This window comes from Caldimonas brevitalea, from assembly GCF_001017435.1.
In the GTDB taxonomy this organism is placed as follows: domain Bacteria; phylum Pseudomonadota; class Gammaproteobacteria; order Burkholderiales; family Burkholderiaceae_C; genus Caldimonas; species Caldimonas brevitalea.
On the sequence record NZ_CP011371.1, the window covers coordinates 6429974 to 6442570 of the forward strand.

12 protein-coding genes are annotated in these 12597 nt (G+C 67.9%); 10 read left to right on the forward strand and 2 right to left on the reverse strand.

What is annotated here, in order from left to right; genetic code table 11:
• Window positions 1–36: 36 nt before the first annotated feature.
• A complete protein-coding gene (locus AAW51_RS27470; protein WP_047197162.1) occupies window positions 37–1074 on the reverse strand; it encodes a phytanoyl-CoA dioxygenase family protein in 1038 nt (345 codons plus the stop codon).
• Window positions 1075–1251: 177 nt separating this feature from the next.
• On the opposite strand from AAW51_RS27470, the gene AAW51_RS28670 reads away from it, so the two are divergent.
• The 4 genes from AAW51_RS28670 to otsA are packed head-to-tail and all read left to right on the forward strand — an operon-like array spanning window position 1252 to window position 5603.
• Entirely contained in the window at window positions 1252–1488 is a 237-nt protein-coding gene (locus tag AAW51_RS28670; RefSeq protein WP_053013963.1) for a DUF2061 domain-containing protein, read from the forward strand.
• A 36-nt stretch (window positions 1489–1524) separates the two neighbouring features.
• Window positions 1525–2295, forward strand: coding sequence for a trehalose-phosphatase (gene otsB / locus AAW51_RS27480; protein WP_047197163.1), 771 nt, complete (start codon window positions 1525–1527; stop codon window positions 2293–2295).
• 58 nt (window positions 2296–2353) lie between these two features.
• On the forward strand, window positions 2354–4180 hold the full coding sequence (locus tag AAW51_RS27485; protein ID WP_047197164.1) for a glycoside hydrolase family 15 protein: 1827 nt from the start codon (window positions 2354–2356) through the stop codon (window positions 4178–4180).
• 34 nt (window positions 4181–4214) lie between these two features.
• On the forward strand, window positions 4215–5603 hold the full coding sequence (otsA, locus tag AAW51_RS27490) for an alpha,alpha-trehalose-phosphate synthase (UDP-forming) (protein WP_047197165.1): 1389 nt from the start codon (window positions 4215–4217) through the stop codon (window positions 5601–5603).
• Between the two features lie 31 nt (window positions 5604–5634).
• Here otsA and AAW51_RS27495 read toward each other — a convergent pair whose 3' ends face one another.
• Window positions 5635–5895 carry a zinc/iron-chelating domain-containing protein gene (locus AAW51_RS27495; protein WP_047197166.1) on the reverse strand — a complete coding sequence of 87 codons (261 nt, stop codon included), beginning with the start codon at window positions 5893–5895 and terminating at the stop codon, window positions 5635–5637.
• 263 nt (window positions 5896–6158) lie between these two features.
• On the opposite strand from AAW51_RS27495, the gene mnmG reads away from it, so the two are divergent.
• From mnmG to AAW51_RS27525, 6 genes are all read left to right on the forward strand, one after another.
• Complete coding sequence (mnmG, locus tag AAW51_RS27500) at window positions 6159–8144, forward strand: tRNA uridine-5-carboxymethylaminomethyl(34) synthesis enzyme MnmG (protein ID WP_047197167.1); 1986 nt, start codon at window positions 6159–6161, stop codon at window positions 8142–8144.
• On the forward strand, window positions 8144–8827 hold the full coding sequence (rsmG, locus tag AAW51_RS27505) for a 16S rRNA (guanine(527)-N(7))-methyltransferase RsmG (RefSeq protein WP_047197168.1): 684 nt from the start codon (window positions 8144–8146) through the stop codon (window positions 8825–8827). The genes mnmG and rsmG overlap by 1 nt, the downstream gene beginning before the upstream one ends.
• A 485-nt stretch (window positions 8828–9312) precedes the next feature.
• Window positions 9313–10083 (forward strand): ParA family protein, encoded by a 771-nt coding sequence (locus tag AAW51_RS27510; RefSeq protein WP_047197169.1) that lies wholly within the window; start codon window positions 9313–9315, stop codon window positions 10081–10083.
• A gap of 22 nt (window positions 10084–10105) precedes the next feature.
• On the forward strand, window positions 10106–10921 hold the full coding sequence (locus AAW51_RS27515; RefSeq protein WP_047197170.1) for a GNAT family N-acetyltransferase: 816 nt from the start codon (window positions 10106–10108) through the stop codon (window positions 10919–10921).
• The gene (locus AAW51_RS27520) at window positions 10918–11457 is read left to right on the forward strand and encodes an RBBP9/YdeN family alpha/beta hydrolase (RefSeq protein ID WP_047197171.1); all 540 of its coding nucleotides are present in this window, start codon (window positions 10918–10920) and stop codon (window positions 11455–11457) included. Before AAW51_RS27515 ends, AAW51_RS27520 begins: the two co-directional genes overlap by 4 nt.
• Before the next feature lie 29 nt (window positions 11458–11486).
• The gene (locus AAW51_RS27525) at window positions 11487–12392 is read left to right on the forward strand and encodes a ParB/RepB/Spo0J family partition protein (RefSeq protein ID WP_047197172.1); all 906 of its coding nucleotides are present in this window, start codon (window positions 11487–11489) and stop codon (window positions 12390–12392) included.
• The last annotated feature ends 205 nt before the right edge of the window (window positions 12393–12597 follow it).

The window sequence follows — 12597 nt, forward strand, 5'->3', positions numbered from 1 at the left end:
GCGGCAATGGCCGCAGGCGCCCTCTTTCCGATAGCGTTAGTCGCCGGGTGGAGCCCCGGGCGTCTTCAGCCCGACGTCACGCCATGGATTGCGGCGCCCGCCCCAGCGCTCACGACGGTCCAGCGCGGCCCAGTACCAAGGTGCGCGCGCCGGTGCGAGAGCGGGCAGCGACAGCAAATCACCTCCGGTCCACGGCAGGAACGGGTTGCGGCGTCCGTAACCCCACAACTCGATGCGCATCGACGGCCGTACGCTGGGCCCTCGCGCGTGGAAGCCGAAGGTGTCGGCCACCACCAGGGTGTTGGCCGGCACATCGAACAGCCGCGGTGCCGGCAGCCCCAGCCGGGCCAGCGCGTCAGGCGCGATGCGGAACGAGCCGCGCGCGGTGTAGCGGTCGGGGTGCCGGTGCGCGATGAGGCTCAGCTCGCGTTCCCACGCGAGGCGTTCGTCGCTGAGCCGGTGGGAGCCGGGCACGTAGCAAAAGGCGCCTTCGTCGGCGCGCACGTCAGTCAGGAAGTACCAGGCCTTCACGGTGGGATGGAAGGTGTCGGCGTGCAAATGCGTCTGGGGGTCGGGCGCTCCCGGGCGCGCCTGCGACAAGATGGTCTGGATGTAGGCCACGGGGCGCTGGTCGAAGCTGCCCGCATAGCGGGTCAGGCCGCGCCACAAGGCGCCTTCGACGATGCCGAGCAGCTCGGGCACGGCTTGCAGCACGGTGTGGTCGAGCGCGATGCGGCGTGTCACGGTGTCGCCTTGCACCATCTCGCGAGCGGGCGCTGGCCGGGCCAGCAGGCGCTCGCGCAAGCGTGCGAAGTCGGCGGGCGGCAGCACGTCGCGCCGCACCACATAACCGTCACGGTCGAAAGCGGCACGGTCTGACGGCGCCACGCCGTCGGCGAGGCGCCGCCGGCGTGCGGCGGCCAGCGCATGGGCGCAGCGCAAGCGGCGTTCATGCAGCCCCCAGGCGTTGAGCCGCGGCGAGCCGATCAGCGGGTGGTCGTGGAAGGACTTGGCCGAGGTGAACAAGGACAGCAGCCACCAGGGCGCCAGCGCGACGTGCTTCAAGGGGTTCATGGCGTGACCGTAGCAGCGAGGCACGTGCCCGCGCCGGGCGCGGGCCGTGGTCCGCCCAGCCCGCGTGGCCGCTATCCGTGTCATCGAAGCAAGCAATTGGCTTCGGAGGATGATTAACTTCACACTATCACCTACCGACTGCCCCGCAGCCCCACCTTCTCTCGCAGGAACCGTCCCATGGCCAAAACCGCAAGCTTCGGCGTGATGCACCTCGGCATCGCCTTCACGGTCAGCTACATGCTGACCGGCAGCGTCGCGATCAGCGGGGCGATCACCATCGTCGAGCCCTTGTGCAACACGGTGGCCCACTACTTCTTCGACAAGTACTGGGGCCACCCGCCTCTGGTGGCCCAGGTGCGCCAATGGCGCGACAACCTGTTGCGTCCCTTGCGGCGATCGTCGGTGCCCGTCTGACGGTCAAGGAGCGGTTTTTGCTCTAAGGTCGGGGCCATGCAACTGCCGCCCCGACCGGAGCCTTTGTCCCCCTTGTCCTCGCCGCGACCCTCGATCGACGCCAACACGGCCCTGTTCCTCGACTTCGACGGCACCCTCGCCGACCTGGCGCCCCGCCCTGACGCGGTCCACGTGCCGACGTCGTTGATCGACACCCTGCTGCTCTTGCAGCAAGTTCTGCAGGGCGCCCTGGCCATCGTCTCGGGCCGGCCCATCGCACAACTCGATGCACTGCTCGCACCCTTGCGCGCGCCGGCGGCCGGCGTCCACGGCGTGGAACGTCGCTCGGCCGACGGTTATGTGTGGCACCTGGCGGCACCTTCGCTCGACCGGGTCGAGGCCACCGCCCGCGCGCTGCAGGCCGAAGTGCCGGCCCTGCTGATCGAACGCAAGCCCGGCGCGGTCGCGCTGCACTACCGCCAGGCGCCCGAGCTGGCGCAGCATTGTTTCGACGCGATGAGCGCGGCGGTGCGCGAGTCCAGCGGCCTGACGCTGCTGCACGGCAAGATGGTGCTGGAGGTGAAGCCGGCGATCGCCACCAAGGGCCACGCGATCCAGGCTTATCTGCGCGAGCCTCCCTTCCTCGGCCGGCGCCCGCTGTTCGCGGGCGACGACGTCACCGATGAGGCGGGCTTCCAGGCGGTGCAGGCGGAAGGTGGCGAGACGATCAAGGTCGGTGAAGGCGAGACGGTGGCGTCGCACCGGATGGCCGATCCCGGCAGTCTGCGACACTGGCTGGCCGAGTGCGCTGCACGCCTCGCGCCATGACATCACGACACGGTGTAGGGCACCCTGCAGACGCACCTCATCCATGAGGAATCACAACATGAGTGCCCATCCTGCCGACGCCGCAGGCCCGCGCGGTCTGCCGCCCCCTTCTTCGCTCGACGTCGGCGTCATCGGCAACTGCGCCTACAGTGCTTTGGTCGATCGTTACGCCCGCGTCGTCTGGTGCTGCTTGCCCAGGTTCGACGGCGACCCGGTGTTCAATGCCCTGATCGACCCGTCGGACGACGGCGCGCTGTGGAGCTTCGAGCTGGAGTCGTTCGCGCGCAGCGAGCAGTACTACGAGCCCAACACGGCCATCTTGCGCACGCGCTTGTACGACACGCAGGGCCAGGGCATCGAGGTGGTGGACTTCGCGCCCCGCTTCATCAGCCGCAACCGCATGTTCCGGCCGCTGACGCTGGTGCGCCGCGTCAAGCCCATCGCCGGCGCGCCACGCATGCGTGTGGTGCTGCGCCCTCGCTTCGAATGGGGCACGGTGCGCCCTACGCTGACGCAGGGCAGCCACCACATTCGTTATGTCGGCCCGACCCAGACCTTGCGGCTCAACACCAACGCGCCGCTCAGCTACATCTTCGCCGAGTCGCACTTTGTGGTCGACCGGCCGATGGACTTCATCCTCGGCCCGGACGAGACGCTGCAAGAAGGCATCCGCGAAGTGGCGCGCGCCTTCGAGCAAGACACCGCTGCCTATTGGCGCACGTGGAGCAGCCGGCTGCACATCCCGCTCGAATGGCAGGAAGCGACGATACGCGCGGCCATCACGCTCAAGCTGTCGCTGTTCGAGGACACCGGCGCGATCATCGCGGCGATGACCACCAGCATCCCCGAGGCGCCGGGCAGCCAGCGCAACTGGGACTATCGTTATTGCTGGCTGCGCGATGCCTTTTTTGTCGTGCGGGCGCTCAACAGCCTGTCCGAGATCGGCACGATGGAGGACTACCTGCGCTGGCTCGGCAACGTCGTCGCGCAAGCGGCGGGGGGGCACATCAAGCCCTTGTACGGCATCGGCCTCGAGCTGGACCTGCAGGAGCAGGTGCTGCCCCACCTGCCCGGCTACCGCGGCATGGGCCCGGTGCGGGTGGGCAACCAGGCGCACGAGCACTTTCAGCATGATGTGTATGGCAACGTCATCCTGGGCGCCGCGCAAGCCTTCCATGACCGACGTTTGCTGCGGCCCGCCGGCCTGGCCGAGTTCCAGCAGCTGGAGCAGGTGGGCGAGCAGGCCTGGCGGGTGCACGACCAGCCCGACGCCGGCATGTGGGAGCTGCGCACGCGCGCCCGGGTGCACACCTCGTCGTGTTTGATGAGCTGGGCCGCCTGCGACCGGCTGGGCAAGATCGCCACACGCTTCGGTCTCGGCGACCGGGCCCAGTTCTGGCACCAGCGCGCCCACCACATCCGCGAGCGCATCCTGCGCGAGGCGTGGTCGGAACGGCGCCAGGCGTTTGCCGAAAGTTTCGGCGGCCAGGACCTGGACGCCAGCGCCTTGCTGATGGCGGAGGTCGGCTTCATCGAGCCGCGCGACCCGCGCTTTGTCGCCACGGTGGACGCGCTCGAACGCAGCCTGTGCGACGGACCCTACATGCGCCGTTATGAAGCGCCGGACGATTTCGGCAAGCCCGAGACGGCCTTCAACATCTGCACCTTCTGGCGCATCGACGCCCTCGCGCGCATCGGCCGTACCGCCCAGGCGCGCGAGATCTTCGAAGCCATGCTGGCGGCACGCAACCATCTGGGCCTGCTGTCCGAAGACACCCATCCGCTGACCGGCGAGATGTGGGGCAACTTTCCGCAGACCTATTCGATGGTCGGTCTGATCAACGGAGCGGTGCGCCTGTCGGTGCCGTGGGACACCCAGATCTGACCGACATCTACACACAAGCAACAAGGAGGACCGCATGGGACGAGTCGTCGTCGTTTCGAACCGCCTCGCCGACCCTCGCAAGCCCGCAGCCGGCGGCCTGGCCGTGGCCCTCGGTGAAACGCTCAACGCCACCGGCGGCCTGTGGTTCGGTTGGAGCGGCAAGATCGTCGAGGCCAGCGAGGGCGGCACCCCCGGCGAGGGGGAGTTGCACCTGCAGCAGGCCGGCAATGTGAAGCTGGCCACGGTGGACCTGTCGCGAGACGATCACGACAGCTATTACCTCGGCTATTCCAACCGGGTCCTGTGGCCGGTGTTCCATTACCGCCTGGACCTCGCCGACTTCAACACCAGCCATCTGGCCGGCTACCGCCGCGTGAACCAGTTGTTCGCGCGCAAGCTGATGCCGCTGCTGCGCTCGGACGACGTGATCTGGGTGCACGACTACCATCTGATCCCGCTCGCAGCAGAACTGAGGGCGATGGGCTGCGCCAACCGGATCGGCTTCTTCCTGCACATTCCGTTGCCCCCGCCGCTGATGCTGGCCGCCCTGCCCGGCCACGAATGGCTGATCCGCGCGCTGTTCGCGTATGACCTGGTGGGCCTGCAGAGCGAGGCGGACACGATGCACTTCGCGCGTTATGTGCAAGCCGAAGCCGGCGCCGAGGAACTGGGCAACGATCACTACCGGGCCTTCAACCGCACCGTGCGGGTGAGTGCCTTCCCGATCGGCATCGACGTCGATGAGTTCTCACGGCTGGCCGAAGGCAAGGAGGCGCGCGAGACCTATGAAACCATGCGGGAGCAGTACTCGCGCCGGCGACTGTTGATCGGCATCGACCGGCTCGACTACTCCAAAGGCCTGCCGCAGCGCATTCGGGCGTTTCAGGAGTTGCTCGCCAGCTACCCCGAAAACCACCGCAGCGCGACGCTGATCCAGATCGCCTCGCCGACCCGCGAGAGTGTCGACGCGTACGCCGACATCCGGCACGAGCTGGAGCATCTGTGCGGACAGATCAACGGCGACTACGGCGAGCTGGACTGGATGCCGGTGCGCTACATCCACCGCACGGTGGCGCGCAAGCGGCTGCCGGGGCTGTGCCGGGTGGGCCGGGTCGCGCTGGTGACGCCGTTGCGTGACGGCATGAATCTGGTGGCCAAGGAATACATCGCCGCGCAGGACCCGGCCGACCCCGGCGTGCTGGTCTTGTCCCGTTTCGCCGGCGCCGCCGAACAACTGCGCGAGGCCTTGCTGGTCAACCCGTACGATGTGCAAGGCACCGCCCAGGCGATCCAGCAGGCCTTGCAGATGCCGCTCGAAGAACGCCAGGCGCGCCACAGCAAACTGCTGGAGCGCATCCGCCTGCACGACGTGCACTGGTGGCGGCGCGCGTTTCTGGACGCGCTGGCACAAACGCCGACCTGAGCCACAGGCGCCTTCCGGGGCGCCCCTCACCTCACGGCAACGGGCCGGTGGCCTGTTCCACGTAGCCCAGCCAGCGCAAGGCCTGCTCGCGGCTGTCGCCGCACATCTCCGGGTCGGGCCGCAGCGAGCCGCACACCGCCGGCCGCTCGGCATGGCCGAACAGCCGACAGCGCAGCTCCTGGTCGAGTTGCACGCAGGGCACGCCGGCCGGCTTGCCGTTCGGCATCCCGGGGATCGGGCTGCTGATCGACGGCGCGATACAGCAGGCGGCGCAACGGGGGCGGCATTCCATGATGGCGGTGGACGTGTGGGGCGTGAGGCCCTTCAAGGTGAGTGGGCCGGCAAGCGCAGGATGGAGGCGAGGCGGGAACTTTAGCGGCATCCCGACCACGGTGCGCGTGGGCAGTGGCCACCAGCGTGCAAAGTTGCCCGCACCAGGCGAAGCAAGCCCCGACCCCCTAGAGTGACTTCCCTCCGGGGCACTTCTAAAATCACACGTTTGCCCCTTCCTTTTCCTCTGCGGCCCGACGGCTGGCCGCTGCACGAGGTCTCAAGATGCTTTACCCGAAAGAGTTCGACGTCATCGTCGTTGGCGGCGGCCACGCCGGCACCGAGGCGGCGCTGGCCGCCGCCCGCATGGGCTGCGACACCCTGCTGTTGACGCACAACATCGAGACCTTGGGGCAGATGAGCTGCAACCCGTCCATCGGTGGCATCGGCAAAGGCCATTTGGTGAAGGAGATCGACGCCGTCGGCGGCGCGATGGCGGCCGCCACCGATGAGGCCGGCATCCAGTTCCGCATCCTCAACAGCTCCAAGGGGCCGGCGGTGCGGGCGACCCGGGCGCAGGCGGACCGCATCCTGTACAAGGCCGCGATCCGCCGCCGGCTCGAGAACCAACCCCATCTGTGGTTGTTCCAGCAGGCGGTGGACGACCTGATGGTCGAGGGCGACAAGGTGGTCGGGGCGGTCACGCAGGTGGGCATCCGGTTCCGCGGCCGCGCGGTGGTGCTGACGGCCGGCACCTTCCTCGACGGCAAGATCCACGTCGGACTGCAGAACTATGCCGCCGGCCGCGCGGGCGACCCGCCGGCCGTCTCGCTGTCGGCCCGGCTGAAGGAATTGAAGCTGCCGCAGGGGCGGTTGAAGACCGGCACGCCGCCGCGCATCGACGGCCGGACCATCGATTTCAGCCGGCTCGAGGAGCAGCCGGGCGACCTCGACCCGGTGCCCGTCTTCAGCTTCCTGGGTTCTGCCGAGCAGCACCCGCGCCAGGTGCCCTGCTGGATCACCCATACCAATGCGCGCACGCACGAGATCATTCGCTCCGGCTTTGACCGCAGCCCGATGTTCACCGGCGTCATCGAAGGCGTGGGCCCCCGCTACTGCCCCAGCATCGAGGACAAGATCAACCGGTTTGCGGACAAGGACTCGCATCAGATCTTCCTGGAGCCGGAAGGGCTGGAGACACACGAGTTCTATCCGAACGGGATCTCCACTTCCCTCCCCTTCGACGTGCAATTGGCCGCCGTGCAATCGATGCCCGGGTTGGAGGCCGCCCACATCCTGCGGCCGGGCTACGCGATCGAGTACGACTACTTCGACCCGCGCGAGCTGAAGTCGAACTTCGAGACGCGGGCCATCGCCGGGCTCTTCTTTGCGGGCCAGATCAACGGCACCACCGGTTATGAAGAGGCGGCGGCGCAAGGACTGTTCGCCGGACTCAACGCGGCGTTGCAAGTACGGGGGCAAGCGCCGTGGGTGCCCGGGCGCGAGCAGGCTTATCTAGGTGTGTTGGTGGACGACCTGATCACCAAGGGCGTGACCGAGCCCTACCGGATGTTCACCAGCCGCGCGGAGTTCCGGCTGCAGCTGCGCGAGGACAACGCGGACCTGCGGCTGACCGAAGTCGGGCGTCAACTGGGGCTGGTGGACGATCGCCGCTGGGAGGCCTTCAACCGGAAGCGCGATGCGGTTTCACGTGAAACAGAGCGACTGCGTTCGACCTGGGTCCACCCCGGCATCCTGTCTGCCGAACAGGCGGAACGCTGGGTCGGGAAAGCATTGGAACGTGAATACAGCCTGGCCGACTTGCTGCGCCGTCCTCAGGTGGGGTACGCCGAGGTGGAACAAGTGGCGCGCGCCGCTCGCCCTGACGCTGGTGTTTCACGTGAAACCTTGGTTGGAGAGTTGGGCGCCGCCCTCGCCGACGCAGTGCTCGAGCAGGTGGAAATCGGCATCAAATACGCCGGGTACATCGACAAGCAGAACGAGGAAGTGGCGCGTGCGGCCTATTACGAACACCTGCAGCTGCCCGAGGATCTGGACTATTCGCAGGTCACCGCCTTGAGCCACGAGGTCCGCCAGAAGTTGAACCGGCACCGCCCGCAAACCTTGGGACTCGCGTCGCGCATTTCCGGGATCACGCCAGCCGCCATTTCCCTGCTGCTGATCCACCTGAAGAAGGGCCGCTTCAAGGGTTTCACAGATGCGGCCGGCCCGAACGGCACCGGGCGCCCGACCCCGGCGGAAACGGCGTGATGCCGCCCCTTCTGACACACGAGCTCGCGCCGACGCTAGAGCTCGGCGCGCAGCAACTCGCCCTCGCCCTGACCCAAGAAACGCAACAGCAGTTGCTGCGCTACCTCGACCTGATGGGGAAGTGGAACCGGGTCTACAACCTCACCGCGATTCGCGACCCGCGCGAGATGCTGAGCCAGCACCTGCTGGACAGCCTCGCGGTGGTCGGCCCGTTGCAAGAGCACTTGCGTCGGCAGGCGCCGCCGACGGAGCAGCCGTTGGTGCTGGACGTTGGCAGCGGCGCCGGGTTGCCGGGGGTGGTCCTCGCGATCTGCATGCCCACACTGCGCGTCGTCTGTGTCGACGCCGTCGCAAAGAAGATCAGCTTTTTGCGCCAGGTGGCGGCTGAGCTCCACCTGCCGAACCTGGACCCGCGGCACGCCCGCATCGAAGAGCTGCCGCCCCTCGATGCCGACGTGGTCACCTCGCGCGCCTTTGCTTCGCTGCAGGACATGGTGCAGTGGACCCGCCGCCACGTGGCGCGTCACGGCGTTTGGATGGCGATGAAAGGCCGGCGACCGGAAGCCGAGATCGAGGCGGTCGCTCGGGAGATCGACGTGTTTCACGTGGAACAACTCCAGGTGCCCTTGTTGGACGCCGAGCGCTGCCTCGTGTGGGCCCGCCCCACCCACACGAATCGCTAAATCACCCGATGCATTTCGGGAAGTCGAGAGAACGACGGCTCGTGGGGCCCACTTGCCTTGACGCCCCTATCGGCCACCCGGACAATCGGTCGAGTTTGCAAATCAGCCCGATGGACAGCACCGCCGGCCGCCTCAAGGTCCACCCCCACCCGCCCGCCCCGCCCCAACCCACCCCAGGTGGCGTGACGGTCTCGGCTCGTCGCATTCGGCAGCGGGCGCCCCGCCGCACGACTGCCACCATCGCCGCCGGGACGGCGCGGCATGTCATGAGCCGCACCCGGACGGTGCACAGCGGCCCGGCTGCCTCCGGCCCCGAACGGAAGACGCTCACCCACGAAGGCCGGCACTGAGATGCCGGCTCCTGCTCCGACTCGCACCGCGCCACACTTCGCCGCGGCGCTTCCAGACCGCCAATCCCACCCGCCGCTGCGCCTGCGGCGGGCCGCTGCCTCCGACCGACGAGCGACCACCTCCGACCTTTGAACATGGCCAAGATCTTTTGCATCGCCAACCAGAAAGGGGGCGTCGGCAAGACGACCACCGCCGTCAACCTGGCCGCCGGCCTCGCCAAGGTCGGGCAGCGCGTGTTGCTGGTCGACCTCGACCCGCAGGGCAACGCGACCATGGGCTCGGGCGTCGACAAGCGGGCCCTGAGCACGACGGTGTACGAGGTGCTGCTCGAGTCGGCGAGCATCGCGGAAGCCAAAGCGCGCTCTGAACTCGGCGGCTACGATGTGCTGGGCGCCAACCGGGAACTGGCGGGGGCTGAGGTCGAACTGGTGGCGCAGGAACGCCGCGAGCGTCGGTTGAAGGGCGCACTCGATGCCGCGGACGGCGACTACGACTTCGTGCTGATCGACTGCCCACCCAGCCTGTCGATGCTGACCCTCAACGGCCTGGTGTCCGCCCACGGCGTGATCGTGCCGATGCAATGCGAATACTTCGCGCTCGAGGGCTTGAGCGATCTGGTCAACACCATCAAGCAGGTGCACGCCAACCTCAACGCTGACCTGAAGATCATCGGTTTGCTGCGGGTGATGTACGACCCGCGCATCACCTTGCAAAGCCAGGTCAGCGAACAGCTGAAGCAACACTTCGGCGACAAGGTGTTCCACACCGTCATCCCCCGCAACGTGCGCTTGGCTGAAGCGCCCAGCTTCGGCCAGCCCGGCGTCGTGTTCGATCCGGCATCGAAGGGCGCGCAGTCCTATGTGGACTTTGCCCGCGAGATGGTCGCCCGCATCTCGGCGATGTGAACACCCGCCTTAGCGCCAATCCATGCTGACACGCGACTTTCCCTTGACGCTGCTGTCCCGCACCGAGGACGCAGGCCTGAACGCGGCGGCACCGCCCGAACAACGCTGGGTCGACGGCTGGCTGGTGCGCTACAACGCGGGCAAGGCCAAACGGGGCCGTTGCATCAACGCGCTCGCCGCCGGCCAATTGCCTCTGGCGCAGCGGTTGTCGCTGTGCGCAGAGATCTATCGCGCCGCGCAACTGCCGCTGATCGTCCGGGTGACGCCTTTTTCGGCGCCCGCCGACCTCGACACGCAGCTGGCCCACCTCGGCCTGCCCCGCTTCGAAGACACCCGCGTGATGGTGCTGGCGCGGGGGATGCGTTCTGGTGCCGACGAGCCGCCCCGGGTCGAAGCCGTCGATTGCCAGACCTTCGCTGAAGTCGTCGGCGAGCTGCGCGGCTCGCCGGTCGCCCAACGCCGGGCCCACGCCGAACGCCTGCGCCATGCACCGGTCCCGCTGCGCGGCTTCGTCTTGCGCGATGCCGACCACCAGGTGGTGGCCTGCGGCCAGTACACACTGGAGTCGACCATGGCAGGTCTGTACGACATCGTGACGGCCGAGCGCGCCCGCAACCAGGGATGGGCCACCCGGTTGTGTACCCAGTTGCTGCAGCAGGCCTCCGCCGACGGCGCGCGCAGCGCCTATCTTCAGGTCGATGCCGACAATCACGCCGCCCGCGCCCTGTACCACCGCATCGGCTTTCGCGATGCCTACGCCTACCACTACCGCGGCGAGAACCGGCTGCCGCCATCGGGCGCCGCAGCGCTGTCACCTCCTGCCCACACCACTGCATGACCACGCCTCGCATCCTCGTGTTGCCCGGCTGGCAGGGCTCGGGCCCGGACCATTGGCAAAGCCGCTGGGAACGCCTGTATGGTGACCAACGCGTCGAGCAGGACGATTGGCATTGGCCCAAGCGAGGCGACTGGATGACGCGCCTTGAAGAGGCGGTGCTCGCCGACGACCGACCTGCCTTGCTGGTCGCCCACAGCCTGGGCTGCCAGCTGGTGGCCGCGTGGGCGGCCCATTCCCGGCACACGGACCGGGTCCAGGGCGCCCTGCTGGTCGCGCTGCCCGATACCGAGCGCGAGACGATACCGCCGCAGCTCTATTCGTGGCGGCCGATGCCCCGGCAACCGCTGCCCTTTCCGGCCACCGCCGTGATCAGCACCGACGATCCTTTCTGCACCCCTGAACGCGCGGCCGAACTCGCCGCCGCCTGGGGCGCGACCCTGCTCAGCCTGGGAGCGCGCGGCCACCTGAATGCCGACTCGGGGCTGGGCGACTGGCCAGAAGGCCGCGAGTGGGTCGCCACGCTCGTCGGCCCCTGAAAACACACCTTCGCACCGACACCGCCACCATGGTCACCAAAAAACCGAAAGGCCTCGGCCTGGGTCTCGAAGCCTTGCTCGGCCCCAAGGTCAGCGACACCCCTGCCTCGGCCTCCGCAGCACGCGGCGACGGCCGGCCGTCGACCCTCAAGTTGGGGCAACTCCAGCCCGGCAAGTACCAACCGCGCACGCGCATGGACGAAGGCTCGCTCTACGAGTTGGCCGAGAGCATCAAGGCACAAGGGGTGATGCAGCCCATCTTGGTGCGTCCGGTCGGGCCGGACCGGTACGAGATCATCGCGGGCGAACGACGTTCGCGTGCGGCCAAGCTGGCCGGCCTGGACGAAGTGCCGGTGTTGGTCAAGGAGGTGCCCGACGAAGCCGCGGCGGCGATGGCGCTGATCGAAAACATCCAGCGCGAAGACCTCAACCCGCTCGAGGAAGCACAGGGCCTGCAGCGGCTCGTCAGCGAGTTCGGATTGACGCACGAGCAAGCGGCGCAGGCGGTGGGCCGCTCGCGCAGTGCCGCCTCCAACCTGCTGCGCTTGTTGAACCTGGCCGAACCTGTGCAACAGATGTTGATGGCCGGCGACCTCGACATGGGCCATGCGCGCGCCTTGTTGCCGCTCGAAGGTGCACAGCAGATCCTCAGCGCCAACGAAATCGTCTCGAAGAAGCTGAGCGTGCGGGAGGCCGAGAAGCTCGTGACCAAGGCTGGCCACGCACGCCAGTCGCCGCTGCTGCGCGTCAAGAAGGACAAGTCGCGCGACATCACGCGCATCGAAGAGGAACTGTCCGACCATTTGACGGCACCGGTCGAGATCCGCATCAAGAAGCGCACCAAGCGCGGCGAACAAGGCGAGGTCGTGATCGGCTTCGGCTCGCTCGACGAACTCAACGGCCTGCTCGAGAAGCTGGGGCTGGCGGAGACATAGCCCGTCCGAGGGGCGAGCGTCTTGTGCTGACCCGCCCCCGCCCCTGTGGCGGGACTGAAGAGACAGCCGCCCGGGCTTCAACCTTGCCTACCGCGGGGCCACCCCCCTTGCCCCTGTCGCGGTTCCGTCTGCACGTTGCGACGGATGGGACGAAGTTGGTGCATCACAGCGTGCCTCCCACCCCCTGATCGCAGCGTGCGTTACA

Excerpts from the sequence above, each read along its gene's own strand:
- AAW51_RS27470 (WP_047197162.1), bottom strand. The coding sequence starts at position 1,074 with ATGAACCCCTTGAAGCACGTCGCGCTGGCGCCCTGGTGGCTGCTGTCC.
- AAW51_RS28670 (WP_053013963.1), top strand. The coding sequence starts at position 1,252 with ATGGCCAAAACCGCAAGCTTCGGCGTGATGCACCTCGGCATCGCCTTC.
- otsB (WP_047197163.1), top strand. The coding sequence starts at position 1,525 with ATGCAACTGCCGCCCCGACCGGAGCCTTTGTCCCCCTTGTCCTCGCCG.
- AAW51_RS27485 (WP_047197164.1), top strand. The coding sequence starts at position 2,354 with ATGAGTGCCCATCCTGCCGACGCCGCAGGCCCGCGCGGTCTGCCGCCC.
- otsA (WP_047197165.1), top strand. The coding sequence starts at position 4,215 with ATGGGACGAGTCGTCGTCGTTTCGAACCGCCTCGCCGACCCTCGCAAG.
- AAW51_RS27495 (WP_047197166.1), bottom strand. The coding sequence starts at position 5,895 with ATGGAATGCCGCCCCCGTTGCGCCGCCTGCTGTATCGCGCCGTCGATC.
- mnmG (WP_047197167.1), top strand. The coding sequence starts at position 6,159 with ATGCTTTACCCGAAAGAGTTCGACGTCATCGTCGTTGGCGGCGGCCAC.
- rsmG (WP_047197168.1), top strand. The coding sequence starts at position 8,144 with ATGCCGCCCCTTCTGACACACGAGCTCGCGCCGACGCTAGAGCTCGGC.
- AAW51_RS27510 (WP_047197169.1), top strand. The coding sequence starts at position 9,313 with ATGGCCAAGATCTTTTGCATCGCCAACCAGAAAGGGGGCGTCGGCAAG.
- AAW51_RS27515 (WP_047197170.1), top strand. The coding sequence starts at position 10,106 with ATGCTGACACGCGACTTTCCCTTGACGCTGCTGTCCCGCACCGAGGAC.
- AAW51_RS27520 (WP_047197171.1), top strand. The coding sequence starts at position 10,918 with ATGACCACGCCTCGCATCCTCGTGTTGCCCGGCTGGCAGGGCTCGGGC.
- AAW51_RS27525 (WP_047197172.1), top strand. The coding sequence starts at position 11,487 with ATGGTCACCAAAAAACCGAAAGGCCTCGGCCTGGGTCTCGAAGCCTTG.